The following is a 25,385-nucleotide window of genomic DNA, read 5'->3' as shown; positions in this document are numbered from 1 at the left end:
GTTACCTGCGCCTCAAAAATCCATGTTTAAACTCCGTGCAGCGCAAGCTTAAGACTTGCATGCATAACAACAAGAAAGGTATTCAGATGAACGCGATTAATCGCCTCGCCGTAGCTATTTCCATTGCCTCGTTGTTTCCCCTCAGTGCATTTGCCGCCGACTCGAAAGGGACGGTTGAAGTTGTGCATTGGTGGACCTCGGGCGGTGAAAAAGCGGCTGTAGATGTCCTGAAGGCCCAAGTTGAGAAAGACGGTTTCATCTGGAAAGACGGTGCCGTCGCAGGTGGCGGTGGCGCAACGGCCATGACCGTGCTGAAAAGCCGCGCGGTCGCCGGCAACCCGCCCGGTGTTGCCCAGATCAAAGGCCCCGACATCCAGGAATGGGCGTCCACCGGCCTGCTCGACACCGACGTTCTGAAACCTGTCGCCAAAGACGAAAAATGGGACTCCCTGCTCGACAAGAAAGTCTCCGACACCGTGAAGTACGACGGTGACTACGTTGCCGTACCGGTCAACATCCACCGCGTGAACTGGCTGTGGATCAACCCGGAAGTCTTCAAGAAAGCCGGCATCACCAAGAACCCAACCACCCTCGAAGAATTCTACGCAGCGGGCGACAAGCTCAAGGCCGCGGGCTTCATTCCGCTCGCCCATGGTGGCCAGCCGTGGCAGGACAGCACCGTTTTCGAAGCCGTCGTCCTGTCGGTGATGGGGGCCGATGGCTACAAGAAAGCCCTGGTCGACCTGGATAACGCTGCACTGACCGGTCCGGAAATGGTCAAGTCGCTGACCGAGCTGAAGAAAGTCGCGACCTACATGGACGTCGACGGCAAAGGCCAGGACTGGAACCTCGAAGCGGGCAAAGTCATCAACGGCAAGGCTGGCATGCAGATCATGGGTGACTGGGCCAAGTCCGAGTGGACCGCCGCCAAGAAAGTCGCCGGCAAGGACTACGAGTGCGTAGCTTTCCCAGGCACCGACAAAGCCTTCACCTACAACATCGACTCCCTGGCGGTGTTCAAGCAGAAAGACAAAGGCACTGCGGCAGGTCAGCAGGATATTGCCAAAGTCGTGCTGGGTGAAAACTTCCAGAAAGTGTTCAGCATCAACAAGGGTTCGATCCCTGTGCGTAACGACATGCTGACCAAAATGGATTCGTACGGCTTCGACTCGTGCGCCCAGACCGCTGCCAAGGACTTCCTGGCAGACGCCAAGACCGGCGGCCTGCAGCCAAGCATGGCGCACAACATGGCCACGACCCTGGCTGTGCAAGGTGCGTTCTTTGACGTCGTGACCAACTACATCAACGACCCGAAAGCTGACCCGGCCGACACCGCCAAGAAACTCGGCGCTGCGATCAAGTCGGCTAAGTAAGGCCAGGTAGCGGCTTTTTGTAGGAGCCGGGCTTGTGTGGGAGCGGGCTTGCTCGCGAAGGCATCACCGCGGTGTAACGGTTACACCGCGTCGCCTGCTTCGCGAGCAAGCCCGCTCCCACAAAGCCAGCGTCACAAGGTTTATTGGCTGGTCCTTTTTCCCTGTATTGGATTTCCCCATGAGTTCTGTTGCTGTCTTCAGCAAAGCCTCGCCGTTCGATGCACTGCAGCGCTGGCTACCCAAACTGGTGCTGGCGCCCAGCATGTTCATCGTGTTGGTGGGCTTCTACGGCTACATCCTGTGGACGTTTGTACTGTCGTTCACGACGTCTACGTTCCTGCCAAGCTACAAATGGGCGGGTCTCGCGCAGTATGAGCGTTTGTTCGACAACGACCGCTGGTGGGTCGCGAGCAAGAACCTGGCCCTGTTTGGCGGGATGTTTATCGGCATCACCCTGGTGATCGGCGTAACACTGGCGATCTTCCTCGACCAGAAAATCCGTCGCGAAGGCTTCATCCGCACCATTTACCTGTACCCGATGGCGCTCTCTATGATCGTCACCGGTACGGCCTGGAAATGGCTGCTCAACCCGGGCATGGGCCTGGACAAACTCCTGCGTGACTGGGGCTGGGAAGGCTTCCGTCTCGACTGGCTGATCGACCCGGACCGCGTGGTCTATTGCCTGGTGATCGCCGCGGTATGGCAAGCCTCGGGCTTCATCATGGCAATGTTCCTTGCGGGCCTGCGTGGCGTTGATCAATCGATCATCCGCGCTGCGCAGATCGACGGCGCAAGCCTGCCGCGCATCTACTGGAGCGTGGTGCTGCCAAGCCTGCGTCCGGTGTTCTTCAGTGCGGTGATGATCCTGGCGCACATTGCGATCAAGAGTTTCGACCTGGTGGCGGCGATGACGGCTGGCGGCCCCGGCTACTCGTCCGACCTGCCTGCGATGTTCATGTACTCGTTCACCTTCAGCCGTGGCCAGATGGGCATGGGCTCGGCCAGTGCAATCCTGATGCTCGGTGCGATCCTCGCGATCATCGTGCCTTACCTCTACTCCGAGCTGAGGACCAAACGTAATGACTAGTCTCGTCTCCAAATCGCCCATCAGCCTGAGTCGCATCGCGATCTATGCGGTGTTGATTCTCGCCGTGCTGCTGTACCTGGTGCCGCTGGTGGTGATGGTGCTCACCAGCTTCAAGACCCCGGAAGACATCAGCACCGGCAACCTGCTGAGCTGGCCGACCGTGGTCAGCGGCATCGGCTGGGTCAAGGCCTGGGCCACCGTGGATGGCTACTTCTGGAACTCGATCAAGATCACCGTTCCCGCTGTGCTGATCTCCACCGCCATCGGTGCGTTGAACGGCTACGTGTTGTCGTTCTGGCGCTTCCGGGGTTCGCAGTTGTTCTTCGGTCTGTTGTTGTTCGGCTGCTTCCTGCCGTTCCAGACCGTGCTGCTGCCGGCCTCGTTCACCCTCGGCAAGATGGGCCTCGCCAGCACCACCACCGGCCTGGTGTTTATCCATGTGGTCTACGGCCTGGCGTTCACCACGCTGTTTTTCCGTAACTACTACGTGAGCATTCCGGATGCGCTGATCAAGGCGGCACGCCTGGACGGTGCCGGTTTCTTCACCATTTTCCGCCTGATCATCCTGCCGATGTCGACCCCGATCATCATGGTCTGCCTGATCTGGCAGTTCACCCAGATCTGGAACGACTTTCTGTTCGGCGTGGTGTTCTCCAGTGGCGACTCCCAACCCATCACGGTGGCGCTGAACAACCTGGTCAACACCAGCACCGGGGCCAAGGAATATAACGTGGATATGGCGGCGGCGATGATCGCCGGGCTGCCGACCCTGCTGGTCTATGTGATCGCAGGCAAGTATTTCGTGCGCGGCCTCACGGCCGGCGCGGTCAAGGGGTAATCATGGCTACGCTTGAACTTCGCAATGTAAACAAGACCTATGGCGCCGGCCTGCCCGACACCTTGAAGAACATCGAACTGTCGATCAAGGAAGGCGAATTCCTGATCCTGGTCGGCCCTTCGGGGTGCGGCAAATCCACGCTGATGAACTGCATCGCGGGCCTGGAAACCATCACCGGCGGCGCGATCATGATCGGTGATCAAGACGTGAGCGGCATGAGCCCCAAGGATCGCGACATCGCCATGGTGTTCCAGTCCTACGCGCTGTACCCGACCATGAGCGTGCGCGAGAACATCGAGTTCGGCCTCAAGATCCGCAAGATGCCCCAGGCCGAGATCGACACTGAAGTGGCGCGCGTGTCCAAGCTGCTGCAGATCGAACACCTGCTCAACCGCAAGCCGGGCCAGCTCTCTGGCGGGCAGCAACAGCGTGTGGCGATGGGCCGTGCGTTGGCGCGCCGGCCGAAGATCTACCTGTTCGACGAACCGCTGTCCAACCTCGACGCCAAGCTGCGCGTTGAGATGCGCACCGAAATGAAACTGATGCACCAGCGCCTCAAGACCACCACGGTCTACGTGACCCACGACCAGATCGAAGCGATGACCCTGGGCGACAAAGTGGCGGTGATGAAGGACGGCATCATCCAACAATTCGGCACGCCGAAAGAAATTTACAACGACCCGGCCAACCTGTTTGTGGCAAGCTTTATCGGTTCACCACCAATGAACTTCGTTCCTATGCGCCTAAAACGCAAGGAAGGTCGTTTGGTCGCGCTGCTCGACAGCGGCCAGGCCCGTTGCGAATTGCCGTTAGGCATGAACGACGCAGGCCTGGAGGACCGTGATGTGATTCTGGGCCTGCGCCCGGAGCAGATCGTGTTGGCGGCGGGTGAGGGCAACGGTTCGTCGAGCATTCGCGCTGAAGTCCAGGTCACCGAACCGACCGGTCCGGACACCCTGGTGTTCGTGCAGCTCAATGACACCAAGGTCTGCTGCCGTTTGGCGCCGGATGTGGCGCCCCAGGTCGGCGAGACCCTGACCCTGCAATTTGATCCGGCCAAGGTATTGCTGTTCGACGCCAACACTGGCGAACGCCTAGGCACTGCTTCTTCATTGCCCGCACAGGGGCATGCCGACAACGTGGCCCAATTCAAAGGCCGCTGAAGCAGCTAAGTTGTTGTTTTAAATAAAAAAGTAACCCGCGTTAGATAAAAACAGTTTAATAACAATAAAGACGAGGATGTAGGGATGAAAAAGCAACACAACAACACTCGGCTGATCTGCCAAATGTCAGCTGCAGCAGCCCTGGTTTTGTCCGCCAATGCGATGGCGGCCGATGCATTCAGTGCCGACTCCAAGTGGATGACCGGCGATTGGGGTGGTGAGCGTACCAAGCTGATCGAGCAAGGTATCGACATCAAGGCTGACTACGTAGGGGAAATGGGCGCCAACCTGCGCGGCGGCTATAACGACGACAGGACCGGCCGTTACTCTGACCAGTTCGGTCTGGGCGTAGCGCTGGACCTGCAAAAGCTGTGGGGCTGGGACAACACCCAGGCCAAGATCCAGTTCACCAACCGTAATGGCCAGAACATCTCCAACGACCGCATCGGCGACCCACGTGCCGGCACGCTCAGTTCGTCGATGGAAGTCTACGGCCGTGGCCACATGGTGCGTCTGACCCAGTTCTGGATTCAGCACCAGATGTTCGACAACAAGCTGGACGTCAAACTCGGCTACTTCGGTGAAGGCGAAGACTTCAACACCTTCCCGTGCGACTTCCAGAACCTGTCGTTCTGCGGCTCCCAGGTCGGTAACTATGTAAACACCTGGTACAACTGGCCCGTCAGCCAGGCCGCGATCCGCGTGAAGTACAACATCACGCCTGAGCTGTATGCGCAAATCGGTGCCTACAACCAGAACCCATCGCAGCTTGAGCACGGCAACGGCTTCAAGCTCAGCGGCAGCGGCACCAAGGGCACCGTGATTCCGGTGGAATTGGTCTGGTCGCCGAAGGTCAACAACCTGCCGGGCGAATACCGTGTGGGTTACTACAAGAGCGCGGCTGATGCTGCCGACGTACGTGAAGACGTGAACGGCAACGATGCGGCTACCACTGGCGCCGCGTACCGTACCCGCAGCAGCAAGAAAGGCTACTGGTTTGTTGCCCAACAGCAACTCACCACGCATAACGGCGACGCTTCCCGCGGCTTGAATATCGCGGCCAACGCCACCTTCCACGACAAAGAGACCAACCTGGTCGACAACTATCAGTCGTTGATGCTGGTGTACAAAGGCCCATTCGACGCGCGTCCAAAAGATGACGTCGGCATTGGTGCTGCTCGCCTGCACGTCAACGATGACGTGAAGAAAAACGCTGAGCTGCTGAACGTCGCCAATGGCGTGAATGATTACGACAATGCGCTGTTCTCGCCCATTCGCGAGACCGAGTACAACTTCGAAATCAACTACGGCTTCCACGTTACCAACTGGCTGACCGTGCGTCCTAACCTGCAATACGTCGTCCAGCCTGGCGGCGTGGATAAAGTCGACAACGCGCTCGTGGCGGGTCTGAAAATTCAGTCTACGTTCTAACGCTGTTGCGATAAGCTCCTCTCTCTGTGCGCATTTTGCGGGTAGCCATGGCTATCCGCTTTTTTTTGGGTCGCATTGTGAAGATATTCAGGACCGTGGCACATGCATGAGCAACCGCTGCAACGCTTTTTCAAATCCCTGCGCGAGCGTCCGGTGTTCGCCTGGGAGCGCTTTCAGATGCGCGACGTGTTGGTGATCGACCATCCGCTGTGCCAGGCGGTGTTCAGTCGTCAGGGCGCGCAGCTGTTGCACTTCCAACCCAGTGGCCAGAAACCCTGGCTGTGGTGTGCAGCCAAATGGCCACAGGTCGGTGCCATTCGTGGTGGCGTACCGGTGTGCTGGCCGTGGTATGGCCGCCACCCGAGCGAAAATGCGTGGCCGTCCCATGGCTGGGCGCGGCTGATCGACTGGAAGCTGCTCGACAGCAGCACCGACGATGAGGGCGTGCGCCTGCATTGGCAATTGCAGTTGTGCGACTGGCAGGTCGACCTGCACGCGCACCTCGGGGAGACCCTGGAACTGCGCCTGAGCACCGAGCACCAGGACGAGCTCCCGTGCCAGCTGAGCCATGCTTTGCACGCTTATTGGCGTATTGGTCACGTTGATGAGGTAGCGCTGTCTGGGCTTGATGGCGCGCAAGGTTACGACCAGCTCAATCGCCAGGTTTGCCAGCAGGAAGGTGAGCTAAGGGTAGAGGGCGGGTGCCAGCGGGTGTTCCAGCACGAGGGTGAGTTGCAGCTCAAGGATCACGCCTGGCAGCGTGAACTGTGCATTGATACGGGTGACAGCGCTGACACGGTGGTGTGGCATCCCGGCAGCCGGCCGCTGTTGGGGGTGAGCTTTAACGAGGCGTCGGGGTTTGTGTGCGTGGAGTCGGCGATGGCCGGGGCCAGTTTGGCGCCGGGGGAGAGGGCGCATTTGAGTTTGCAGGCTAGAGCCGGGGTTTAACGGTGTGGCTGATGGCACCATCGCGGGCAAGCCCGCTCCCACAGGGGAGTGCATTCCAAATGTGGGAGCGGGCTTGCCCGCGATTAGGCCAGTAGTGCCACCTCAAATGTGTGTTTAGTTGAATTCGTCGCCCACCGGATACCGGCTGTCATTCAAGCTTTCCTTGATCTTGCGCAAATGCGGCTGGAAATCCACGCCACGACGTAAAGTCATGCCGGTCGCCAACACATCCAGCACTGTCAACTGGATGATCCGCGAGGTCATCGGCATGTAGATGTCGGTGTCTTCGGGCAGCGGAATGTTCAGGCTTACCGTACTGGCCTTGGCCAGCGGCGAATTTTCAGCCGTCACGCCCAGCACGGAAGCGCCGTTTTCCCGTGCGATCCGCGCCACTTCCACCAGCTCACGGGTACGCCCGGTGTAGGAAATGATCACGAACAACTCGCCTGTGTGCGCCACCGAGGCGATCATGCGCTGCATCAGCACGTCGGCGTGGGCGGTAACAGCCAAGTTGAAACGGAAGAACTTGTGCAGCGCATCCATGGCCACCGGGGCCGAAGCGCCCAGGCCGAAGAAGTGGATCTGCCGTGCCTGGATCAACAAATCCACGGCTTTGCTGATCAGGGCAGGGTCCAGCGCCTGGCAGGCACTGTCCAGCGAGGCGATGGCGCTGCCGAAGATTTTCTGGGTGTAGGCCTCAGGGTTATCATCGGCCTCCACCGCGCGGCTGACATACGCCGCGCCACTGGCCAGGCTTTGCGCCAGCTGCAATTTCAGTTCAGGGTAACCGCTCACGCCGAACGAACGGCAGAAACGGTTGACCGTCGGTTCACTGACCGAGGCAGCCTGGGCGAGGGCGGCAATGGAGAAGCGGGTCGCCTGCTGCGGGTTGAGCAGGATGACCTCGGCGACTTTTTTCTCGGCCTTGTTTAATTCTTCGAGGCGGTTCCGGATCTGTTCCAGAAGATTTCGCACGCGGTCCATTCAGTCTTTCCTTCGGGCGACGATGCAAATAAAAGGTGGCGACCAATCGATGAGTGGTCTTTTGCGGTGGCCTATCCTACTGAGGGTAGCTGAACACCACCACTCGCAATGCGTATTTCGGGAAAATGTTGTGGTTATTACTACATTTTTCCTTGAGTGATGCCTTGAAAAAAGGTATTTGTAGCTTAACTTGATAAAAGAACAAACATCATGCCTTCGATAACCGTAGAACCCTGCACCTTTGCCCTGTTTGGCGCCTTGGGTGATCTGGCGCTGCGCAAGTTATTTCCTGCTCTCTATCAACTCGATGGCGCCGGGTTGCTGCACGACGACACGCGCATCCTGGCACTGGCCCGTGAAGCCGGTTCCGAGCAACAGCACCTGGCCCATATCGAGCAAGCACTGCGCAAATACGTCGGCAAGGAACTGGACGAAACCATCGCCCAGCGTTTCCTCGCGCGCCTGACCTACGTTCACGTCGACTTCATGAAGGCTGATGACTACGTGGCGCTGGCTGAAATTGCCGGCACCGAGCAGCGCCTGATTGCCTATTTCGCCACGCCTGCAGCAGTTTACGGCGCGATCTGCGAGAACCTGTCCAAGGTCGGCCTGGCGGAAAACACCCGCGTCGTGCTGGAAAAGCCAATCGGTTCGGACCTGGAGTCCTCGCGCAAGGTCAATGACGCCGTGGCGCAGTATTTTCCGGAAAACCGCACCTACCGCATCGACCACTATCTGGGCAAGGAAACCGTCCAGAACCTGATCGCGCTGCGTTTCGCCAACAGCCTGTTCGAAACCCAGTGGAACCAGAATTACATTTCCCACGTGGAAATCACCGTGGCCGAGCAGGTCGGTATCGAGGGCCGTTGGGGCTACTTCGACAAGGCCGGCCAGTTGCGCGACATGATCCAGAACCACCTGTTGCAACTGCTTTGCCTGATCGCCATGGACCCGCCGGCCGACCTGTCCGCCGACAGCATCCGCGACGAGAAGGTCAAGGTGCTCAAGGCCCTGGCGCCCATCAGCCCGGACGGCCTGACCACCCAAGTGGTGCGCGGCCAGTACATTGCCGGCTACAGCGCTGGCAAGCCAGTGCCGGGCTACCTGGAAGAAGAGAACTCCAACACCCAGAGCGACACTGAAACATTCGTCGCCCTGCGCGCCGATATCCGCAACTGGCGTTGGGCCGGCGTGCCGTTCTACCTGCGCACCGGCAAGCGCATGCCGCAGAAGTTGTCGCAGATCGTCATCCACTTCAAGGAACCGTCGCACTACATCTTCGCCCCCGAGCAGCGCTTGCAGATCAGCAACAAACTGATCATCCGCCTGCAACCGGACGAAGGTATTTCCTTGCGCGTGATGACCAAGGAGCAGGGCCTGGACAAAGGCATGCAACTGCGCAGCGGGCCACTGCAACTGAATTTTTCCGACACCTACCGCAGCGCACGGATTCCCGATGCCTATGAGCGGTTGTTGCTGGAAGTCATGCGCGGCAATCAGAACCTGTTTGTTCGCAAAGATGAAATCGAAGCCGCGTGGAAGTGGTGTGACCAGTTGATTGCCGGGTGGAAAAAATCTGGTGATGCGCCCAAGCCGTACGCGGCGGGTTCCTGGGGGCCGATGAGCTCAATTGCACTGATCACGCGGGATGGGAGGTCGTGGTATGGCGATATCTGAATTGAAACTGCCGCAGGGCGTAATCCCCCACGAGTACCGCACGCCGGTGCTGTTGGCGGAAGGCCTGGCGAATGATGTGGCCGAGCAACTGCGCGGAGCCATCAGTGCCCGTGGCGAAGCGACCCTGGTGGTGTCCGGTGGCCGCAGCCCCGTGGCGTTTTTCCAGCACTTGGCCAAGCAAGGCCTGGACTGGTCCAAGGTCACCATCACCCTGGCCGACGAACGCTGGGTGCCGGTGGAACACGCCGACAGCAATGCCGGCCTGTTGAAGCAACACCTGCTGCAGGGCCCGGCGGCCAAGGCCAAGTTTCTCAGCCTGTACAGCGCCGCGGCCAACCTTGAAGACGCTGCCGAGCAGGCTGATCGCCTGCTGGGCGAGTTGCCAGCCATCGATGTGCTGGTGCTCGGGATGGGCGATGACGGCCACACCGCATCGCTGTTCCCCAACAGCCCGAACCTGACTGAAGCCTTGCAGGCCGACGGTACCCGCCGTTGCTGGCCGATGCTGGCGCCGACCGTGCCCCATCAGCGCCTGACCATGAGTCGCGCGCTGCTTGCCACTGCCCACTACACCGTACTGTCGATTTCCGGCAGTTCGAAGTTGACCACCTTGAGCGCCGCGCTGGCCAGTGACGATGTCGCTGCCATGCCGATTCGCGCGTTTTTGCAACCTACATTAGAGATTTACTGGTGCCCATGAGCCAAGGATCAGCCGCTATGAAAAGCCCTCAACCGACCGTGTCCATGGCGGATAAAGTTGCCCTGATCGACAGCCTCTGCGCGAAGGCGCGGATCCTGCCGGTGATCACCATCGCCCGCGAACAGGACATCCTGCCGCTGGCCGATGCCTTGGCAGCCGGCGGTTTGACCGCATTGGAAGTGACCCTGCGTTCCGAGTTCGGCCTCAAGGCCATTCAGGTATTGCGCGAGCAACGCCCTGAACTGTGCACCGGTGCCGGCACTGTGCTGGATCGCCACATGCTCGAAGCGGCCGAAGTGGCGGGCTCGCAATTCATCGTCACCCCCGGCATTACACGCGACCTGCTGGAAGCGTCGGTGCACAGCCCGATTCCGCTGCTGCCGGGCATCAGTAATGCTTCGGGCATCATGGAAGGCTATGGCCTGGGCTATCGCCGCTTCAAGCTGTTCCCAGCCGAAGTCAGCGGTGGCGTTGCTGCCATCAAGGCCCTCGGTGGCCCGTTTGGCGAAGTGAAGTTCTGCCCGACTGGCGGCGTTAGCCCGGCCAATATCAAAAGCTACATGGCGTTGAAAAACGTGATGTGCGTAGGTGGTAGCTGGATGCTCGATCCTGAGTGGATCAAGAACGGCGACTGGGCCCGTATCCAGGAAGTCACCGCCGAAGCGCTGGCGCTGTTGGATTGATCTGATTTATCGAATCGTTGTTGCTGTGCTTAACGGCATTTTTGCGGTGCACTTGGTCGGTGTGCCGCTTTTTTTTGCCTGTAGAAAACTTGAATTCAACGCCGCTCCCACATTTTTAGTCTGCGTTCAGTTGGGTAATCGCGTTCAACAACACGCTGATATCCGCAGCTGAAGTCACTAGCCCCGGTGTCACCCGAATGCACGTTCCAAACGCCGCACCCACGCGCGTGGTGGTAAACAAGTCAAAGTCCCTGAGCAACCGATCCACCATCACTTGCTGATCCCGTCCGACAAACTTGAACGCCGTAATCCCGCAATACAGCCTCGGATCATCCGGCGTCAGCACTTCAATCCCCGGCAACGCCCGCACCTGGTTCACCCACAAATCCCGCAGGTAATTAACCCGCGCACCCTTGGCCGCCGAGCCACCCAATTCCCGGTGCTCTTCAAACACCAATGGCAAGGTCATCAGCGCTGGAAAGTTCGGCGTGCTGTAGGACGTCCGCGCGCGTATGTCGGTAGCCGGGTAGTGAAACTCGCCCATGTCCGGGTCGATATCGGCCAGGCGCTCCGGGGCGATGTACAGAAAGCCCAGGGTCAATGGCGCGCCGATCCATTTGTGCAGGTTGAAGCCGGCAAACTGAATGTCCAACTCGGCGAGGTTGAACTCGATCTGGCCCAGGGCATGGGCGCCATCAAGGATCACGTCGATATCATGCTCGCGCGCCGCCTGGGCAATCGCGGCGACGGGCATGACCAGCCCGGTGCGGTGGGTAACGTGGGTCAGCGCCATCATTTTGAGGCGTGGGTACTTAACGAACGCTTCGCGATAAGTCTGCACCAGGCTGTCGAAACTGGCCGGGTGCGCGTGGGACAGTTCGATCACCTCCACGCCGCGATAGCCTGCCAGCCAGCGCATGGCGCCTTTCACGGTGTCGTACTCCAGGTCACTGATGAGCACTTGATCGCCCGGTTGCAGGCGGTTGTAGTTGCGGATCAGCGATTGCAGGGCTTCAGTGGCGTTACGGGTAAAAGCCACTGACGCTGGGTCGACATCCATCAGCCCGGCCAATTGCCGACGAATCTCGACGTTTTCGCCTGTTTCGAACGTCTGACGCACATAGAGCGAGTTGCTGCGGTTGATAAACGCAACGTGTTCCAGGTACTGCGTTTGCACCGCTTGGCTCATGCGGCCGAAGTAGCCGTTTTCCAGATTGATCGGGCCGGGTTCCAGGTCGTAGCGCTGGGCGATGGCCAGCCAGTGACGTTCGTTGTCTGCATTCCGTGGCATAGGGCGCTCTTAATGACGAGGGGCGGGTTTACCGTGTTTGGCGCGCAGTGGTTCAAGCAATTCAGACAACCCGTTGCTGTCGATTTCCTGCATCAATGCCAGCAACCCGCCTAGTTCGCCGTGAGGGAAGCCTTCACGGGCAAACCAGTTCAAGTAGGGACCTGGCAGGTCGGCGATGATCCGTCCCTTGTATTTGCCGAAGGGCATTTCGCGGGTGATCAGCAGTTCGAGTTTTTCGGGGTTCATGGGCGCTTCGTGAAGGTCAGTCGTAGCAGTGGAAAATACAGGCATTCTGCATGAAGGCCAAATGACAGATCATGCAAAAAACGCACATACAGAAGGTTCAAGAATTTTTAAGCTTTTGATTTATAACGGAAAATAGTTTTTCAAAAAGCTGGCACGGACGCTGCAATTCTTATTGCAACCTTCTAACCTGCCAAAGGAATTGAAAAATGACTGACATCAATAAAGAATCCATCTCCGTACTCAACGACCTGATCGAGACCAGCATTGACGGTCAGAAAGGTTTCAAAGAGTGCGCTGAAGACATCAAGCACCCCGAACTCAAAGCACTGTTCGCCAAGCGTTCCGCTGATTGCGCGACAGCTGCAGCTGAACTGAAAACCGCCGTACGTGCCCTGGGTGGCGATCCGGAAGATTCCGGTAGCGTTGCTGGTGCTCTGCACCGCGGTTGGGTCGATGTTAAATCGATGGTTACCGGTAAAGATGAAGAAGCTGTGCTAAACGAAGCCGAGCGCGGTGAAGACCACGCACTGAAGGCTTACCGTGAAGCGATCGAGAAGATCAACAAGCACAACCTGCTGGGCATTCGTGACCTGGTTGAGCGTCAGTACCACGGCGTACAACGCAACCACGACCAGGTAAAAGCCCTGCGTAACCAGGCTCGCGCTCAGTCGTAAGCTCTGTGCTTTAAATGCTGTAAGAAATGTGGGAGGGGGCTTGCCCCCGATTGCGGAGTGTCAATCACTGCATCTTGTGACTGATCTACCGCTATCGGGGCAAGCCCCCTCCCACATTCGTATTGCATAAGTGTTAGCCAATGCTGATTGGCGGCAACTCGGTCAGCGTCACGACTTGCTGCTTACGCGGCGCAAGAATTTCCGCTTCACCGTCCACCACCAACTCATCACGCTGGTTGAATACACGGGTGGCAATGCGCACACGAAACTTCGGCAACTTCTCGAGAATTTCCAGGCGCACCGTGAGGGTGTCGCCGATCTTCACCGGCTTCTGGAAGCTCATCTGCTGGCCAATGTAGATCGTGCCCGGCCCAGGCAACTCGCAGGCAACCGCCGCGCTGATCAGGGCGCCGCTGAACATGCCGTGGGCGATACGCTCCTTGAACATGGTGGCCTTGGCGTATTCGGCGTCCAGGTGCACCGGGTTGTGGTCACCGGACATGGCGGCGAACAGCTGGATATCGCGCTCTTCCACCAGCTTGCTGTAGCTGGCGGTCTGGCCGACTTCGAGGGCTTCGTACGGGGTGTTGGTTACCTGGGTCATCTAAAGGTGCATCCTGTGGCTAATCGGTAATTTAAACATTTGATTTTAAATAAAAAATCATTCGCAACGGGTCGGCCTGCGTAATGTCAGCGCCTGGTCGAACCATGCCAGCACATCCGCTGTGACATCGTCGCGGTTGGTTTCATTGAACACTTCATGGCGCGCCTGCGGGTAGATATTCAGGTGCAGGTGCTGGCAGCCGGCTTCACGCAACGCATGGGCCAGGCTTTTGAGACGCTTGCCTTCACTCACCGGATCACATTCGCCGCCCATCACCAGGATTGGCAGGCCCGGATCGATCTGCGCGAGATTGGACGCTTTGCTGATTTGCTGCAAGCCGCCGAGCAGGTCGATCCACAGCTGGTTGGTGCAGCGGAACCCGCACAGCGGGTCATTGATGTAATTATCAACTTCAGCCGGGTCACGGCTGAGCCAGTCGAAAGCGGTGCGATTGGGTTTGAACGCCTTGTTGAACGATCCAAACGACAGGAATTCGATCAGCGCACTGCGCCCGCGCAAGCCCTGGCGCAAGCGTTCGGCCCGGGCAATCACCCGTGCGGCGCGATACAGCGCCACCGGCTGGAAATTCGAACCGCAGAGAATCACCCCATGCAGGCTGGCGCTGTGGTGCAGCAAGTACGCTTGGGCAATATAACTGCCCATGCTGTGGCCCAGCAGAATGATCGGCAGCCCCGGCTGCTGTTGGCCGATATGCTGGTTGAGGCTGGCGAGGTCGCCCACCACTTTGTTCCAGCCGTCCTTTTCGGCGTAGAGGCCCAAGGTGCCTTCATCGGCAGTACGGCCATGGCCCCGCTGGTCCAGCGCATATAAACCGTAGCCGGCGCCGCACAAGGCTTCAGCCAGGCGTGCATAACGACCGCTGTGTTCGGCCATGCCATGGGACAGCATCACCAGGGCCTTGGCGGTGCCGTCGGGCATCCATTGATTGACGTACAGGCGGCTGCGGTCATTCGCGGTCAGCCAGAAGGTGCTGTGGTTCATGGCGGTTCCTTTGCTCACGGTCTGCTCAAGGTCTGCGTTGCAGTGTATCGCTCATCCCACGCAAGCGTCTGATCAGTGCGGGCACGTGTAGGAAGATTCACGCAATCAATGAAGCGCCTTCCTGTATTTGCCTGTTTGGCCATAGCTGCTAACGTCCCCAAAGCTCCGCTTTTTATAGCTGTACACTTTTGCAGCAGCAGCGGCCGGACACACTCAGGTAAGAGGACAAGAATAATGCAACCTGATTTCTGGAATGACAAACGCGCGGCGGGCGTTCCCAATGACATCGACCTCTGTGCCTACAAGTCGGTGATCGAAGTCTTCGAGCGCTCGTGCAAGACTTTTGCCGACCGTCCGGCATTCAGCAACATGGGCATCACCCTGACCTACGCCGAGCTTGAACGCCAGAGCGCGGCGTTTGCCGGCTACCTGCAACAGCACACCGACCTCAAGCCGGGCGAGCGTATCGCGGTGCAAATGCCCAACGTGCTGCATTACCCGATTGCCGTGTTCGGCGCACTGCGCGCCGGGCTGATCGTGGTCAACACCAACCCGCTGTACACCCCGCGCGAGATGCGTCACCAGTTCAAGGACGCTGGCGTGCGGGCGCTGGTCTACCTCAACCTGTTCGGTTCGCGGGTGCAGGAAGTGTGCAGCGACACCGAGATCGACTACCTGATCGAAGCCAAGATGGGCGACTTCATGCCCGCCGCCAAGGGCTGGCTGGTCAACACCTTGGTCGATAAGGTCAAGAAGATGGTCCCGGCCTACAATCTGCCGCGTGCCGTCTCCTTCAAGCGCGCGTTGCGCATGGGCGCGGGCCTGGGTCTTACCCGTCACCCGGTGAGCCTGGACGACATCGCCGTGCTGCAATACACCGGCGGCACCACCGGCTTGGCCAAGGGCGCGATGCTCACCCACGGCAACCTGGTGGCCAACATGCAACAAGTGCGCGCTTGCATGTCCCAGACCGGCGAGGACGGCCACCCGCTGATCAAGGAAGGGCAGGAGGTGATGATCGCGCCGCTGCCGCTGTACCACATCTATGCATTCACCGCGAACTGCATGTGCATGATGGTCTCCGGCAACCATAACGTGCTGATCACCAATCCACGGGACATCGGCGGCTTTATCAAAGAGCTGAAGAAGTGGCGGTTCACCGGATTGCTGGGGCTAAACACGCTGTTTGTCGCGTTGATGGACCACCCGGACTTCAAGACCCTGGATTTCTCCCACCTCAAGCTCACCAACTCCGGCGGCACCGCGTTGATCAAGGCTACAGCCGAGCGTTGGGAGCAAATCACCGGCTGTGCGATTGGCGAGGGCTATGGCCTGACGGAAACCTCTCCGGTGGCCAGTACCAACCCGTACGGCAACAAATCCCGCCTGGGCACCGTGGGCATTCCGGTGCCGGCCACGGCGATGAAGGTGATTGATGATCAGGGCGTCGAGCTGCCGTTGGGCGAGCGTGGCGAGCTGTGCATCAAAGGCCCGCAGGTGATGAAGGGCTACTGGCAGCAACCAGCCGCCACCGCCGAGGCCCTGGACGCCGAGGGGTGGCTGAAGACCGGTGACATCGCGGTGATCGATGACGATGGCTTCGTGCGCATTGTCGACCGCAAGAAAGACCTGATCATCGTCTCGGGCTTCAACGTGTACCCCAACGAAATCGAAGACGTGGTGATGGCCCACCCGGCCGTGGCCAACTGCGCGGTGATCGGTGTGCCGGATGAACGCACGGGGGAGGCGGTGAAGCTGTTTGTGGTGGCGCGTGCGGAGGGTGTGAGCCTTGAGGAGTTGAAGGCGTACTGCAAGACCAACTTCACCGGGTACAAAGTGCCTAAGCATATTGTGTTGCGCGAATCGTTGCCGATGACGCCGGTGGGGAAAATTCTGCGGCGTGAGCTGCGCGACATCGCCTGACTCTGAGTTGAAATGCAATCAAACAGGTGGGAGCTGGCTTGCCTGCGATAGCGGTTTATCAGTCGATACATTGGGTGACTGAAACACCGCTATCGCAGGCAAGCCAGCTCCCACATTATTATTCATTGTTCTGGAATGCCCATTCCAGAGCCGTTTTCAATGATCTAGAATTTTTGCTCTAAAAATGACCACTGGTTGTTCTTGAGTCATGTTTATGACCGTAGGGCCCTCGTTTGGCTCTAGGCGGCCCTTGGCAAAGCTGCTACTCTCGGCGCGCTTTGTGACGTCTCGGCCTGCTTTAAAGCGCCAGATTCACCTAAAAAAACACACACCAATAATAATCGCATCAAATGCGATGATGAATTCGCGTCGCTGAGGAGTGGGCTTCCATGAACGAAGACTTTTGGAAGGATAAGTACCCCGCCGGGATTGCTGCAGAAATCAATCCAGACGAGTATCCGAATATTCAGGCGGTACTGAAGCAGTCCTGCCAGCGCTTCGCCAACAAACCGGCTTTCAGCAACCTGGGCAAGACAATCACCTACGGTGAATTGTACGAACTGTCCGGCGCCTTCGCCGCCTATCTGCAACAGCATACCGACTTGAAGCCCGGCGATCGAATTGCCGTGCAATTGCCTAACGTCCTGCAATACCCGGTCGCGGTGTTCGGCGCCATCCGTGCTGGCCTGATCGTGGTCAACACCAACCCGCTGTACACCGCGCGGGAAATGGAACACCAATTCAATGACTCCGGTGCCAAGGCCCTGATCTGCCTGGCCAACATGGCGCACCTGGCGGAAAAGGTCGTGCCCAAGACCGCCGTCAAGCATGTGATCGTCACCGAGGTCGCCGACCTGTTGCCGCCGCTCAAGCGTCTGCTGATCAACAGCGTCATCAAGTACGTGAAGAAAATGGTCCCGGCTTATCACTTGCCACAGGCGATCAAGTTCAACGACGTGCTCGCCAAGGGCCATGGCCAGGCGGTCAACGAAGTCAGCCCGGCCAGCAGTGATGTGGCCGTGCTGCAATACACCGGCGGCACCACCGGCGTGGCCAAGGGCGCGATGCTCACCCACCGCAACCTGGTCGCCAACATGTTGCAATGCAAGGCGCTGATGGGTTCCAACCTCAACGAAGGCTGCGAGATCCTGATCACGCCGCTGCCGCTGTACCACATCTATGCGTTCACCTTTCATTGCATGGCGATGATGCTGATCGGTAACCACAACATCCTGATCAGCAACCCGCGTGACCTGCCGGCGATGGTCAAGGAACTGTCGAAGTGGAAGTTCAGCGGCTTTGTCGGCCTGAACACCCTGTTCGTGGCGCTGTGCAACAACGAGGCGTTCCGCAAGCTCGACTTCTCTGCGCTGAAAGTCACCTTGTCGGGCGGTATGGCCCTGCAACTGGCGGCGGCCGAGCGTTGGAAGGCCGTGACCGGCTGTGGCATCTGCGAAGGTTATGGCATGACCGAAACCAGCCCGGTGGCGACTGTGAACCCGATCCAGCATATCCAGTTGGGTACCATCGGGATTCCGGTGCCATCCACGGTGTGTAAAGTCATTTCCGACGACGGCACCGAGCTGGCGCTGGGCGAAACCGGCGAGCTGTGCGTCAAGGGCCCACAGGTCATGAAGGGCTACTGGCAGCGCCAGGACGCCACCGACGAGATGCTCGACAGCGAAGGTTGGCTGAAGACCGGTGACATCGCGATCATCCAGCCCGACGGCTACATGCGCATTGTCGACCGCAAGAAGGACATGATCCTGGTCTCGGGCTTCAACGTGTACCCCAACGAGCTGGAAGACGTACTGGCGGGCCTGCCGGGCGTGCTGCAGTGCGCGGCCATCGGCGTGCCGGACGAGAAGTCCGGGGAGCACATCAAGCTGTTTATCGTGGTCAAGCCGGGCGCAACCCTGACCAAGGAGCAGGTGATGGAGCATATGCGCGCCAACGTCACCGCCTACAAAGTGCCCAAGGCTGTGGAGTTCCGTGATGCGTTGCCGACCACCAACGTGGGCAAGATCCTGCGGCGTGAGTTGCGCGATGAAGAGCTGAAGAAGCTCGGTCTGAAAAAGTAACCTGGCCTGAAACAAAAAGCCCCGCAGATGCGGGGCTTTTTGTTGCCTGCGGATTTGCGGGCGTTGAAATGCAATCCAATGTGGGAGCGGGCTTGCTCGCGAATGCGGTCTATCAGTGACCTATCAGGCGACTGACACGCCGCATTCGCGAGCAAGCCCGCTCCCACAGGTTTAACCGCGTTCTTACAGGGAGAACTGCGCGAAACTGACACCAGCGCCTGCTGGGCGTACGTCCTTTAGAAACGAATCCTTATCCGCACTCAACTCCAGGGTGATCTCCGGCTTGCGCTTGCCCGCATTACGCACCACCAAACCCTCGAGCTTTTCACGCAAAAACACCGTCGGCACCTTCAGGTGCAGCAACTGGTCAGTCTCGGCATTGTGCATCAACAAATGAATCCACTCGTACTGGCCCACGGCGATACGGCCCAGCGGCAGGTCGAACCACCATATGTTGCGTTTCTGGTCCAGGTCGGTGAAGTGGCAGTTGTTGACGCCGAGTACGGCACCGCCCAGTTCAGTGTTTCTGCGGGCGATAGCCTGTGCTTTATTGAGTTTCATAACCTTCCTACGGGATCTGTTATTCAGCGTTGTAGCCTGAATGTGCCGGGCATTCTCGTGGGTTGGCCACAAAACATAAAGCCCAACCTGCGGCTGGCGATGAAATGCACAGGCAAAAATAATTGAAACTCTGCCAAACCGCCTCGGGTCAATCCTTACGTAGTGACCAAAAACCATCGATTGTTCCAGGAGAAATGCCATGAGCAGCACATCGGACAAGGTAAAAGGTACAGCCAACGAAGTGGCCGGCAACGTGAAGCAAGGTGTCGGTAAAGTGACTGGCAACGACAAACTGCGCGCTGAAGGTGTGGTACAGGAAAAGAAAGGCGAAGTGCAGAAAGCGGTCGGCGATACCAAAGACGCCGTGAAAAAAGCGACCAAGTAATTTCGAATCGCTGGCTGGTTTTACCCGCCCGACGGCCATCCACGGATGGCCGTTTTTGTATCCGCCGCTGCAACTAAACTTTCGAAATTGTTTCAAAGTCGCCAAATGGGCTACTTTGATGTAGAAAACGGCCCCTGAGTCGCCCACGAACTCAACCTTTTGCGGCGAAAGGAGACGCTATGCTTTTTCCGGTATTACAAGGCCTCAAGCTGCACAAAGTGCTGGTGCGCACCGTGACCGAGTTCCTCGATGACGAGATGCCCACCTACGCCTCGGCGCTGGCCTACCAGATGCTGTTCTCGCTGTTTCCTTTTCTGCTGTTTCTGATCGCGCTGATCGGCTTCCTGCACCTGCCGGATTTCTTCTCCTGGCTGCGCCTGCAGTCGGAGCTGGTGTTGCCGCCCCAGGCGCTGGAGCAGGTCAACCCGGTCATCGACCAGTTGCAGCAATCCAAGGGTGGCCTGCTGTCCGTGGGTATCGTGATTGCGCTGTGGACGGCTTCAGCTGGCGTGCGCCTGATGATGAGCGCGATGAACGCCGCCTACGACGTGGTTGAAGGCCGGCCGATCTGGAAGCGCTTCCCGCTGTCGATTTTCTACACCATCGGTATTGCCGGCATGCTGTTGGCCGCCGCCGCGCTGATGGTGCTTGGCCCGCAGGTGATGGAGTGGATCGCCGCGCAGATCGGCATGCAGGAATTCGTGGTCACCCTGTGGACCATCCTGCGCTGGCCGCTGATCGTGATCCTGCTGATGTTCGCCGTGGCCCTCATGTACTACGTGATGCCCGACGTCGAACAGAAATTCCGCTTTATCACGCCCGGCTCGGTGCTGGCGGTGGTGGTGTGGATCGTCGCGTCCCTGGGCTTTGGCTATTACGTTAAAACCTTTGCCGACTACAACGCCATGTATGGCAGTATCGGCGCAATTATAGTACTGCTCCTCTACTTCTATATTTCCGCCGCGGTGCTGCTGCTGGGTGCGGAGATGAATGCAGTGATCGAACACATGTCCGCCGAAGGTAAGGAACCGGGTGAAAAAGAGTTTGATGCACCGGCTCATACCACTGAAAAACAGCACGTCTCAGGCCTCGGCCGGGACCATTCCAAGCCCACCCCTGACGAAGTCTGATCGATGATCCGTGAAATCCTGAAAATGGGCGACGAGCGCCTGCTGCGTATCGCGCCGCCGGTTCCGCCGGAAATGTTCGACAGCCCCGAGCTGTGGCAATTGATCGATGACATGTTCCAGACCATGGAACACGTGGGCGGCGTCGGCCTGGCCGCACCGCAGATTGGTGTCGACCTGCAATTGGTGATCTTTGGTTTCGAGTCCAGCGAACGCTACCCGGACGCGCCGCCGGTGCCGCAGACCATCCTGATCAACCCGCTGATCACCCCACTGAGCCCGGTGCTGGAGGAGGGCTACGAAGGTTGCCTGTCTGTGCCGGGCCTGCGTGGCGCGGTGAACCGTTACCAGCAGATTCGTTATGAGGGCTTCGATCCGAAGGGTGAGCCTATCGTGCGTTTTGCCGATGGTTTTCATGCGCGGGTGGTGCAGCATGAGTGCGATCACTTGATCGGCCGGTTGTACCCGTCACGGGTTACGGATTTCAGTAAGTTCGGTTTTATTGACGTGATGTTCCCGGAGTTGGAACCCACTGCTGACGAATAGCTTTCAGATCCAATGAAGTCCAAATGTGGGAGCGGGCTTGCTCGCGAATGCGGAGTGTCAGTCAATATATTTGGCGACTGATTCACCGCATTCGCGAGCAAGCCCGCTCCCACATTCAGTCCGCGTTCTGGCCAGATTATCTAGCAGGCTTTACGAACCGCAACGTCATCCGATCCGACTCCCTGACCGCCACATACCTGGCCCGGTGGTCTTCCACACCGAGCACGGCATCCGCCGACGCCGGTTTGCCGAACACTGGCGCGCGCTGATCACACATTATTCGAGATCGACCTCACCAAGCGATCTAAGCCCATCGCGATCATGGGTTTGTTGCGTTTGTAGCGCACCAACCGCTCGCTAAGCGATTGCGGCAGCAGCGTGTCCTGAGTGAATCCCATGCGCTGGTATAGCCCTTCCAGATCCGGATGACACAACAACCAAACGGTTCCCTCGCAAGCAGCCACCGCCGTAAGAATCAACCGCGCCGCCAACCCCTGGCCGCGATACGCGGGTGCCACATACACACCGGTCAACCACTGCCCACCCACCACCGGCGTGAGGCACAGCCCCGCGACGATCTCACCCTCCCGGGCCACCCACAAACGCCCGCCCTTGAGCGCCTTCATCGGCGAATTATGGCTGCGGTAAAACTTGTTCAGCAGCGGCCACAACGGTTCTGCCAGCGGTTCGATGTGTAATTCGGGCATGGTGTTCAGGCAGCGTTATCAGGGGCTGGGGATTATAAGCGCCTTCTACGTCGCAATAGGTGGTATACCCAGTGTTACATCCCCTGTTAAGTGGAGCATGCATCATGGCCAAAGGTATGGATTCAAAGAAAGCCGCGAAGAAAAAACCGGCAAAGACCGCCGATGAAAAACGCGCTGACAAGAAAGCCAAGAAAACCGAGACAGGTCTGTTCGGTCACTGAGACCCGTTTTTGAATGAGCTCAGCTTTCGGGGGATTCGGCGGCCAACGAGGCAATCACTGCTGGCCGCTCACCCACCCGCTGCTGAAACGCCGCCAGCGCCGGCCACTCGCTCAGATCAATCGCGTGAAAGGCTGCCCAGCGCAGCACCACGAACAGATACGCATCCGCCACCGAGTACTGCGCGCCCAGCAAATAGTCCTGGCGTTCCAGCGTCTGCACCAGCACCGCAAAACGCTTGAACAACGTGGCCTGGAACATGGCTCGCACCTCGCCCTGAATCGCATCGTTGAAGAACACCGCCAAGCCACCATGCACTTCGGTGGCGATAAAATTCAGCCATTCCTGCAAACGCACACGCTCCCAGCTGCCATTGGCCGGCGCGAGATTTGCTGTGGGTTTCAGGTCAGCCAGATACTGCAGGATCGCGCTGGCTTCGGTCAGCACCTGGCCGTTGTCCAGTTTCAGCGCTGCAACGTAGCCCTTGGGGTTGATCTGCAGGAAGTCTTCGCCGTCGGCAGTGGTCTTGGCCTGGTTATCGACCCGCACCAGGTCGAACGGCAACGCCAGTTCGCGCAGCACGATATGCGGGGCGAGGGAGCAGGCGTGGGGAAAGAAATACAGTTTCATCTTGAACAGCTCCGTTGAATTTGCGCCAGTCTCGCGGGCATGGCACCGTGCGTAAAATTAAACCTTCAGACCCCTGCCATAAGAACAGCGAATGCCATGATGAACCTGATGCACTGGCGCCTGCTGGTGGCTGTGGCCGATCACGGCAGCATCACTGCCGCCGCCGAGCGCGTCGGTATGACTCAATCCGCCGCCAGCCAGGCCATGGCCGGCATGGAGGCGACGCTGGGCGCGCAGCTGTTTACCCGTGCACCGCGCAAGACCTTGCCCACCGCCCTGGGTTTGAGTGTGATCGAACAGGCGCGGGTGATGCTCAAAGCCTTGCAGACCATTCGCAGCACCGTGGATGAAGCCCGCCCAATGCTGCGTGGGACGATTCGCATCGCCAGTTTTCCCATGGTGCTGGCGAGGTTCCTGACACCGTTGTTGCAGCGCTTTGCCCAGCTTTATCCGGGGATCGAGGTGACCACCCTGGATGTCACCGACAACGAAGTGCTCACTTTGCTCGATGCGGAGCTGATCGACCTGGGTGTAGTGCTTAACCCCACGCCCGAACGCAATGCCACGGTATTGGGCCGGGACTTCTGGATGGCCGTGCTACCGGTGGATCATGCGTTGGCGCAACGTCCGGCCGATGCCAGTGTGTCGCTTGAGGAATTACTTGAGCAGCCGTTCGTGCTCGCCACCGGTGGGTGTACCGCGAATGCGCGCAGCCTGGGCGCCGCAGCGGGGCTGACGCTGCGCGATATCCGCGTGGAAGTGCGCGAATGGAACAGCGCGTTCAGCCTGGTACGCGAGGGCGTTGGCGTCACGCTGGTGCCGGAAATGGCTCTGCCGGCCCAGCGCAAAGGCTTGCGCGTGATGCCGCTGACGGTGCCGCTGCACCGTGAGTTTGCCTTGGTAGGCTCGCCCACCCGTGACCCGTCAGCCGCTGCCCGCGCTTTATTAGAAATGCTGGCTGATTAGTGGCCTTGCATAGCGCCTAGCCCTGTCTATGCTCACCCAGAACCGTTGATGACGCTTGGGATATAAAGCGATTTGGATGGTTATTTCCCATGAGGGTGTACCAGCACTACCCAACATATGAAATGGAATGCGCCTTCCGGGCGCCGGGAATCCAGGGTGATCTGACCATGTTCAACCGCCATCACAAATCCGACCTGCTTGAAATCCAACGCTTTTCCTGCGCACTGACCGAAACCAACGCCAAACTCGCGGCCATCAGCCGCTCCATGGCCATGATCGAGTTCGACGCCACTGGCGTGATCCTCGACGCCAACGACAACTTCTGCAAAACCATGGGCTACAGCGCCGAGGAGATTCGCGGCAAGCATCACCGCCTCTTTTGCGACGAGGCCTATACCCATACCGACGGTTACGCCAAGCTATGGCGCAACTTGGCGCGGGGCGAGGCGCTGAGTGGCACCTTCATGCGCTTGAACAAGCACGGCCAGGAGGTGTGGCTTGAAGCCAGCTACATGCCGGTGCTGGACAAGGACAATCAGGTGCAGAGCGTGATCAAAGTCGCGTCGGATATTTCTGCGCGGGTTCACCACGAACATGAAAACCAGAGCCTGATCGACGCCATCGGCCGTTCCATGGCAGTGATCGAATTCACGCCCCAGGGCCAGATTCTCAATGCCAACGAAAACTTCCTGAAGACCGTGCAGTATTCCCTGGATGAAATCGTCGGCCAGCACCACAGCATGTTCTGCCACCGCAACGAAGTGGAATCGCCGGCCTACACAGCATTCTGGGCGTCCCTCAATCGCGGCGAATACCATTCACACCGCTTCGAGCGCAAAGACAAATACGGCAAGACCCTGTTCCTGGAAGCCTCCTACAACCCGATCTTCGATCCCAATGGCCGCCTGTACAAAGTGGTGAAGTTCGCCAGCGACATCACCGACCAGGTCACCACCCTGCGCACCGCTGCCGACTCGGCCCACGCCACCTCGGTGCAAAACGATGCCTGCGCGCGCAAGGGCTCGGAGGTGGTGCAGCAAACCGTGCAGATCATCGAACAGATTTCCCACGACTTGAACCAGGCCGCCGAGAGCATTGATGCGGTCAACAAGCAGTCGGACATCATCGGCGCCATCGTGCAGACCATCCGCGGCATTGCCGAGCAAACCAATATGCTCGCGCTGAACGCTGCGATTGAAGCGGCGCGGGCCGGTGAGCACGGGCGCGGCTTTGCAGTGGTGGCCGACGAAGTACGCAGCCTCGCGGCGCGCACCAGCCAGGCGACGGTGGAGATAGTGGATGTAGTGCGCAAGAACCACGACCTGTCGCTGAGCGCCGTGTCGAGCATGCAATCGAGCTTGAGCCGCACGGGGCTCGGGGTGGAGCTGGCGAATGAAGCGGGGCAAGTGATCCTGGAGATTCAGGAAGGCTCACGGCACGTGGTGGATGCGATCGGTCAGTTCAACTCGACCCTACAACTGCAATAACGCCACTGGGGATTTGGTAACCCGAATCAATGTGGGAGCTGGCTTGCCTGCG

25 protein-coding genes and 1 pseudogene are annotated in these 25,385 nt (G+C 58.8%); 18 read left to right on the top strand and 8 right to left on the bottom strand.

Translation table 11 applies throughout. The features are described 5' to 3' along the window. Positions 1 to 86: 86 nt before the first annotated feature. The 6 genes from JBO08_RS17460 (at position 87) to JBO08_RS17435 (ending at position 6,840) form a co-directional block, all read left to right on the top strand. On the top strand, positions 87 to 1,373 hold the full coding sequence (locus JBO08_RS17460; protein WP_220074367.1) for an ABC transporter substrate-binding protein: 1,287 nt from the start codon (positions 87 to 89) through the stop codon (positions 1,371 to 1,373). 178 nt (positions 1,374 to 1,551) lie between these two features. Beyond that, positions 1,552 to 2,460, top strand: a complete 909-nt coding sequence (locus tag JBO08_RS17455; RefSeq protein WP_003175732.1) for a carbohydrate ABC transporter permease — start codon at positions 1,552 to 1,554, stop codon at positions 2,458 to 2,460. Then, positions 2,453 to 3,298: a carbohydrate ABC transporter permease gene (locus JBO08_RS17450; protein ID WP_220074366.1), complete on the top strand. Its 846-nt coding sequence runs from the start codon at positions 2,453 to 2,455 to the stop codon at positions 3,296 to 3,298. The genes JBO08_RS17455 and JBO08_RS17450 overlap by 8 nt, the downstream gene beginning before the upstream one ends. Before the next feature lie 2 nt (positions 3,299 to 3,300). After that, positions 3,301 to 4,461, top strand: a complete 1,161-nt coding sequence (locus JBO08_RS17445; RefSeq protein WP_065873550.1) for an ABC transporter ATP-binding protein — start codon at positions 3,301 to 3,303, stop codon at positions 4,459 to 4,461. A gap of 84 nt (positions 4,462 to 4,545) precedes the next feature. Next, positions 4,546 to 5,892, top strand: coding sequence for a carbohydrate porin (locus tag JBO08_RS17440; protein ID WP_015885551.1), 1,347 nt, complete (start codon positions 4,546 to 4,548; stop codon positions 5,890 to 5,892). Between the two features lie 102 nt (positions 5,893 to 5,994). Continuing rightward, positions 5,995 to 6,840: a D-hexose-6-phosphate mutarotase gene (locus tag JBO08_RS17435; RefSeq protein ID WP_220074365.1), complete on the top strand. Its 846-nt coding sequence runs from the start codon at positions 5,995 to 5,997 to the stop codon at positions 6,838 to 6,840. A 114-nt stretch (positions 6,841 to 6,954) separates the two neighbouring features. Here JBO08_RS17435 and JBO08_RS17430 read toward each other — a convergent pair whose 3' ends face one another. Then, a complete protein-coding gene (locus JBO08_RS17430; protein ID WP_170039859.1) occupies positions 6,955 to 7,815 on the bottom strand; it encodes a MurR/RpiR family transcriptional regulator in 861 nt (286 codons plus the stop codon). Between the two features lie 219 nt (positions 7,816 to 8,034). Here JBO08_RS17430 and zwf point away from each other — a divergent pair, with 219 nt between their 5' ends. From zwf to JBO08_RS17415, 3 genes are read left to right on the top strand one after another with little or no spacing between them, the layout of a single operon-like run. Further along, positions 8,035 to 9,501 (top strand): glucose-6-phosphate dehydrogenase, encoded by a 1,467-nt coding sequence (gene zwf, locus JBO08_RS17425; RefSeq protein WP_220074364.1) that lies wholly within the window; start codon positions 8,035 to 8,037, stop codon positions 9,499 to 9,501. Further along, a complete protein-coding gene (gene pgl / locus JBO08_RS17420) occupies positions 9,488 to 10,201 on the top strand; it encodes a 6-phosphogluconolactonase (RefSeq protein ID WP_065873546.1) in 714 nt (237 codons plus the stop codon). Before zwf ends, pgl begins: the two co-directional genes overlap by 14 nt. 17 nt (positions 10,202 to 10,218) lie before the next feature. Continuing rightward, complete coding sequence (locus tag JBO08_RS17415) at positions 10,219 to 10,884, top strand: bifunctional 4-hydroxy-2-oxoglutarate aldolase/2-dehydro-3-deoxy-phosphogluconate aldolase (RefSeq protein ID WP_065873545.1); 666 nt, start codon at positions 10,219 to 10,221, stop codon at positions 10,882 to 10,884. A 115-nt stretch (positions 10,885 to 10,999) separates the two neighbouring features. Here JBO08_RS17415 and JBO08_RS17410 read toward each other — a convergent pair whose 3' ends face one another. Both JBO08_RS17410 and JBO08_RS17405 read right to left on the bottom strand, forming a co-directional pair. Next, positions 11,000 to 12,175, bottom strand: coding sequence for an aminotransferase class V-fold PLP-dependent enzyme (locus JBO08_RS17410; protein ID WP_220074363.1), 1,176 nt, complete (start codon positions 12,173 to 12,175; stop codon positions 11,000 to 11,002). A gap of 9 nt (positions 12,176 to 12,184) precedes the next feature. After that, positions 12,185 to 12,421: a DUF3820 family protein gene (locus tag JBO08_RS17405; RefSeq protein ID WP_010208204.1), complete on the bottom strand. Its 237-nt coding sequence runs from the start codon at positions 12,419 to 12,421 to the stop codon at positions 12,185 to 12,187. 206 nt (positions 12,422 to 12,627) lie between these two features. Here JBO08_RS17405 and JBO08_RS17400 point away from each other — a divergent pair, with 206 nt between their 5' ends. Then, positions 12,628 to 13,095: a PA2169 family four-helix-bundle protein gene (locus JBO08_RS17400; RefSeq protein ID WP_003175720.1), complete on the top strand. Its 468-nt coding sequence runs from the start codon at positions 12,628 to 12,630 to the stop codon at positions 13,093 to 13,095. Between the two features lie 133 nt (positions 13,096 to 13,228). On the opposite strand, the gene JBO08_RS17395 is transcribed toward JBO08_RS17400, so the two are convergent. Both JBO08_RS17395 and JBO08_RS17390 read right to left on the bottom strand, forming a co-directional pair. Beyond that, positions 13,229 to 13,699 carry a MaoC family dehydratase gene (locus JBO08_RS17395; RefSeq protein WP_010208208.1) on the bottom strand — a complete coding sequence of 157 codons (471 nt, stop codon included), beginning with the start codon at positions 13,697 to 13,699 and terminating at the stop codon, positions 13,229 to 13,231. Between the two features lie 57 nt (positions 13,700 to 13,756). After that, positions 13,757 to 14,701 carry an alpha/beta hydrolase gene (locus tag JBO08_RS17390; protein ID WP_065889904.1) on the bottom strand — a complete coding sequence of 315 codons (945 nt, stop codon included), beginning with the start codon at positions 14,699 to 14,701 and terminating at the stop codon, positions 13,757 to 13,759. A gap of 234 nt (positions 14,702 to 14,935) precedes the next feature. Between JBO08_RS17390 and fadD2 the strand changes: the two genes are divergently transcribed. Further along, positions 14,936 to 16,624, top strand: coding sequence for a long-chain-fatty-acid--CoA ligase FadD2 (gene fadD2 / locus JBO08_RS17385; RefSeq protein WP_065889902.1), 1,689 nt, complete (start codon positions 14,936 to 14,938; stop codon positions 16,622 to 16,624). 389 nt (positions 16,625 to 17,013) lie between these two features. Then, positions 17,014 to 18,705 carry a long-chain-fatty-acid--CoA ligase FadD1 gene (fadD1, locus tag JBO08_RS17380; RefSeq protein WP_065873541.1) on the top strand — a complete coding sequence of 564 codons (1,692 nt, stop codon included), beginning with the start codon at positions 17,014 to 17,016 and terminating at the stop codon, positions 18,703 to 18,705. A gap of 183 nt (positions 18,706 to 18,888) precedes the next feature. Here the strand turns inward: fadD1 and JBO08_RS17375 are convergent, their stop codons facing one another. Further along, complete coding sequence (locus tag JBO08_RS17375; RefSeq protein ID WP_065875365.1) at positions 18,889 to 19,266, bottom strand: hypothetical protein; 378 nt, start codon at positions 19,264 to 19,266, stop codon at positions 18,889 to 18,891. A 199-nt stretch (positions 19,267 to 19,465) separates the two neighbouring features. On the opposite strand from JBO08_RS17375, the gene JBO08_RS17370 reads away from it, so the two are divergent. The 3 genes from JBO08_RS17370 (at position 19,466) to def (ending at position 21,324) form a co-directional block, all read left to right on the top strand. Next, positions 19,466 to 19,651: a CsbD family protein gene (locus tag JBO08_RS17370; RefSeq protein WP_065881042.1), complete on the top strand. Its 186-nt coding sequence runs from the start codon at positions 19,466 to 19,468 to the stop codon at positions 19,649 to 19,651. 179 nt (positions 19,652 to 19,830) lie between these two features. Beyond that, a complete protein-coding gene (locus JBO08_RS17365) occupies positions 19,831 to 20,781 on the top strand; it encodes a YihY/virulence factor BrkB family protein (protein ID WP_065881044.1) in 951 nt (316 codons plus the stop codon). 3 nt (positions 20,782 to 20,784) lie between these two features. Then, on the top strand, positions 20,785 to 21,324 hold the full coding sequence (gene def / locus JBO08_RS17360) for a peptide deformylase (RefSeq protein WP_065881046.1): 540 nt from the start codon (positions 20,785 to 20,787) through the stop codon (positions 21,322 to 21,324). A 269-nt stretch (positions 21,325 to 21,593) separates the two neighbouring features. Here the strand turns inward: def and JBO08_RS17355 are convergent, their stop codons facing one another. Both JBO08_RS17355 and gstA read right to left on the bottom strand, forming a co-directional pair. Further along, positions 21,594 to 22,031 carry a GNAT family N-acetyltransferase gene (locus JBO08_RS17355; protein WP_065875369.1) on the bottom strand — a complete coding sequence of 146 codons (438 nt, stop codon included), beginning with the start codon at positions 22,029 to 22,031 and terminating at the stop codon, positions 21,594 to 21,596. 240 nt (positions 22,032 to 22,271) lie between these two features. Next, on the bottom strand, positions 22,272 to 22,880 hold the full coding sequence (gene gstA / locus JBO08_RS17350) for a glutathione transferase GstA (RefSeq protein ID WP_065875370.1): 609 nt from the start codon (positions 22,878 to 22,880) through the stop codon (positions 22,272 to 22,274). 96 nt (positions 22,881 to 22,976) lie between these two features. Between gstA and JBO08_RS17345 the strand changes: the two genes are divergently transcribed. The 3 genes and pseudogenes from JBO08_RS17345 (at position 22,977) to JBO08_RS28475 (ending at position 25,333) form a co-directional block, all read left to right on the top strand. Continuing rightward, entirely contained in the window at positions 22,977 to 23,846 is an 870-nt protein-coding gene (locus tag JBO08_RS17345; protein WP_065875371.1) for a LysR family transcriptional regulator, read from the top strand. Between the two features lie 89 nt (positions 23,847 to 23,935). After that, a pseudogene (locus JBO08_RS28480) lies at positions 23,936 to 24,790 on the top strand (PAS domain-containing protein); the annotation flags it as partial. Then, complete coding sequence (locus JBO08_RS28475) at positions 24,764 to 25,333, top strand: methyl-accepting chemotaxis protein (RefSeq protein ID WP_405045930.1); 570 nt, start codon at positions 24,764 to 24,766, stop codon at positions 25,331 to 25,333. The pseudogene JBO08_RS28480 and the gene JBO08_RS28475, both read left to right, overlap by 27 nt. The last annotated feature ends 52 nt before the right edge of the window (positions 25,334 to 25,385 follow it).

The sequence above is a fragment of the Pseudomonas sp. LAP_36 genome, from assembly GCF_019456785.1.
Classification (GTDB): Bacteria; Pseudomonadota; Gammaproteobacteria; order Pseudomonadales; family Pseudomonadaceae; genus Aquipseudomonas; species Aquipseudomonas tritici.
This window is presented reverse-complemented; position numbering and strand designations above follow the sequence as displayed.

Excerpts from the sequence above, each read along its gene's own strand:
- JBO08_RS17365 (WP_065881044.1), top strand. The coding sequence starts at position 19,831 with ATGCTTTTTCCGGTATTACAAGGCCTCAAGCTGCACAAAGTGCTGGTG.
- JBO08_RS17440 (WP_015885551.1), top strand. The coding sequence starts at position 4,546 with ATGAAAAAGCAACACAACAACACTCGGCTGATCTGCCAAATGTCAGCT.
- JBO08_RS17390 (WP_065889904.1), bottom strand. The coding sequence starts at position 14,701 with ATGAACCACAGCACCTTCTGGCTGACCGCGAATGACCGCAGCCGCCTG.
- JBO08_RS17415 (WP_065873545.1), top strand. The coding sequence starts at position 10,219 with ATGAAAAGCCCTCAACCGACCGTGTCCATGGCGGATAAAGTTGCCCTG.
- JBO08_RS17435 (WP_220074365.1), top strand. The coding sequence starts at position 5,995 with ATGCATGAGCAACCGCTGCAACGCTTTTTCAAATCCCTGCGCGAGCGT.
- zwf (WP_220074364.1), top strand. The coding sequence starts at position 8,035 with ATGCCTTCGATAACCGTAGAACCCTGCACCTTTGCCCTGTTTGGCGCC.
- JBO08_RS17345 (WP_065875371.1), top strand. The coding sequence starts at position 22,977 with ATGATGAACCTGATGCACTGGCGCCTGCTGGTGGCTGTGGCCGATCAC.
- def (WP_065881046.1), top strand. The coding sequence starts at position 20,785 with ATGATCCGTGAAATCCTGAAAATGGGCGACGAGCGCCTGCTGCGTATC.
- JBO08_RS17450 (WP_220074366.1), top strand. The coding sequence starts at position 2,453 with ATGACTAGTCTCGTCTCCAAATCGCCCATCAGCCTGAGTCGCATCGCG.
- gstA (WP_065875370.1), bottom strand. The coding sequence starts at position 22,880 with ATGAAACTGTATTTCTTTCCCCACGCCTGCTCCCTCGCCCCGCATATC.
- JBO08_RS17460 (WP_220074367.1), top strand. The coding sequence starts at position 87 with ATGAACGCGATTAATCGCCTCGCCGTAGCTATTTCCATTGCCTCGTTG.
- JBO08_RS17405 (WP_010208204.1), bottom strand. The coding sequence starts at position 12,421 with ATGAACCCCGAAAAACTCGAACTGCTGATCACCCGCGAAATGCCCTTC.
- JBO08_RS17400 (WP_003175720.1), top strand. The coding sequence starts at position 12,628 with ATGACTGACATCAATAAAGAATCCATCTCCGTACTCAACGACCTGATC.
- JBO08_RS17455 (WP_003175732.1), top strand. The coding sequence starts at position 1,552 with ATGAGTTCTGTTGCTGTCTTCAGCAAAGCCTCGCCGTTCGATGCACTG.
- JBO08_RS17395 (WP_010208208.1), bottom strand. The coding sequence starts at position 13,699 with ATGACCCAGGTAACCAACACCCCGTACGAAGCCCTCGAAGTCGGCCAG.
- JBO08_RS17375 (WP_065875365.1), bottom strand. The coding sequence starts at position 19,266 with ATGAAACTCAATAAAGCACAGGCTATCGCCCGCAGAAACACTGAACTG.
- fadD1 (WP_065873541.1), top strand. The coding sequence starts at position 17,014 with ATGAACGAAGACTTTTGGAAGGATAAGTACCCCGCCGGGATTGCTGCA.
- fadD2 (WP_065889902.1), top strand. The coding sequence starts at position 14,936 with ATGCAACCTGATTTCTGGAATGACAAACGCGCGGCGGGCGTTCCCAAT.
- pgl (WP_065873546.1), top strand. The coding sequence starts at position 9,488 with ATGGCGATATCTGAATTGAAACTGCCGCAGGGCGTAATCCCCCACGAG.
- JBO08_RS17355 (WP_065875369.1), bottom strand. The coding sequence starts at position 22,031 with ATGCCCGAATTACACATCGAACCGCTGGCAGAACCGTTGTGGCCGCTG.
- JBO08_RS17370 (WP_065881042.1), top strand. The coding sequence starts at position 19,466 with ATGAGCAGCACATCGGACAAGGTAAAAGGTACAGCCAACGAAGTGGCC.
- JBO08_RS17445 (WP_065873550.1), top strand. The coding sequence starts at position 3,301 with ATGGCTACGCTTGAACTTCGCAATGTAAACAAGACCTATGGCGCCGGC.
- JBO08_RS17410 (WP_220074363.1), bottom strand. The coding sequence starts at position 12,175 with ATGCCACGGAATGCAGACAACGAACGTCACTGGCTGGCCATCGCCCAG.